Origin of the sequence: Planomonospora antibiotica, from assembly GCF_014647955.1 — a bacterium.
GTDB classification, from domain to species: domain Bacteria; phylum Actinomycetota; class Actinomycetes; order Streptosporangiales; family Streptosporangiaceae; genus Planomonospora; species Planomonospora parontospora.
The window spans coordinates 1-1,573 of the sequence record NZ_BMQE01000132.1 but is presented as its reverse complement, the minus strand read 5'-3'; the positions used below and the strand labels follow the sequence as shown (position 1 = coordinate 1,573).

The following is a 1,573-nucleotide window of genomic DNA, read 5'->3' as shown; positions in this document are numbered from 1 at the left end:
CCGAGGCCTCAGCACAAACACCGCACGTAGCCTGATGTTCCAACCGGTTTGACAGGTACCGCGCAGCCCGATCGCGGCGGTGGTGCATCGCGGGCGCAGAGGGCAGGGGCCGCAGTCGCGTTTCCGAAAAGCGATCTTGATTACCGGTGCGCCGCGGTTGAGCTCTTCCCGCCACCTGCTGCTGGTGTGGCCTGCCGGGCAGGTCGCGTGCCGGCGATCGAAGTCGACGGCGAAGGCCTCCAGGCCGAACCCCTCGCCCGTGTGAGCCTGGCGGCTGGTGGAGAACTGGACCGGTCCCAGCAGGTCGATGCCGTACCTGTCGCGGGCCCGAACCAGGTGAGGGGCGCTGACGTAGCCGGTGTCGACCGCATGCTCGGCAGGCAGCAGGTCACGTGCCGCCAGGTCGTCATGGATGGCGGCGGTCAGATGAGAGTCCTCCACCGTGGCATCGGTAGTCACCACGTGGGTGATCAGGTGGGGTGCATCCGGCTCGCAGGTCTCGGTCAGGTGTGCCTTGTAGCCGATCCAGCCGGCCTGGCGTTTGATCCCGTACCGCGCCTCGGGATCATAGGGCGAGGCCGGCCGGAGTCTTCCCGGCGGCAGGTCCTTGCCCTGCCGCACACACACCTCACCTTCCTGACGATAGAACTGCTGGACCCACGACTCGCGCATGATCTGCACCGCCGGGATCTGGCGTAGCCACCCGGGTGCGGTCTCATCATGGATCTGCTCCAGCAGCTCATAACCATCCACGCCGACCTGCCGAAGCCAGGACTGCCGGGCACTTTGACCGTCGGGCAGGCGGTAGGTATCGACACGTTTCCCATAGCGTTCCTGCCAGGCAGAGGGCGCCCACCCGGCCAGCCCGGTGCGGCGGCGGCCAGCGCGTTCAACGCTGAGCACATCACCTCACCCACGAACTCAACCCGGTTGAGTGATCGCACCGCGCCCAGCACATGCGTGGAATCGGTCCGCTGACGCCCGCCGCTCCGCAAAAAGCCCAGCTCACCCAGCCGCTCCAAGAGCAACTCAAGGATGTGTTCCTCCTGGCCGTGCGCGACCAGGCGGGCGCGAAAGCCGCTGAGCACCGAGAAGTCGAACCCCGGATCGGTCAGCTCCAGGCCCAGCGCGTACTTCCACTCGATCCGGCCCCGCACCGCGTCGGCGGCCTGCCGATCGGACAGGTTCTCGGCGTACTGCAGCACCGATACCAGCGCCAGCTGCCCGGGAGACAGGCCGGGGCGCCCACGCGCCCCGAACATGCCCGCGAACTCGGCATCGGCGAACAGCGGGCCCAGCGCGTCGCGGATGCGCATCGCCATCGTGCCTTTGGGGAAGGCGGCCCGTGCCACCCGCGCGGTCAGCTCGGGGATCTGCGGCCATGGACGCGGCCTCATCGACATCGGTCCACCATCCTGTCTCCGCCCGAAGAGGGGAAAGCCGAGCGGCAGACCATTCTGATTCAGGGCATCAGCCGCTTTCGAGAAGCCACGACGAATTGAGCAACAGAGTCCTTCAGGCCGGGGAGGAATCCGGACCCCGTCAGGGGTGGCCCGCCGGAGGCGGGACAGCC

At 67.8% G+C, this 1,573-nt stretch carries 1 protein-coding gene and 1 pseudogene; both read right to left on the bottom strand.

What is annotated here, in order from left to right:
• The coding region (locus IEZ06_RS37020) for a transposase (protein WP_229799174.1) at positions 1–903 on the bottom strand (903 nt) is incomplete at its 3' end.
• Positions 904–1,124: 221 nt separating this feature from the next.
• Positions 1,125–1,316, bottom strand: a pseudogene (locus tag IEZ06_RS37825) (transposase); the annotation flags it as partial.
• Positions 1,317–1,573: the final 257 nt, after the last annotated feature.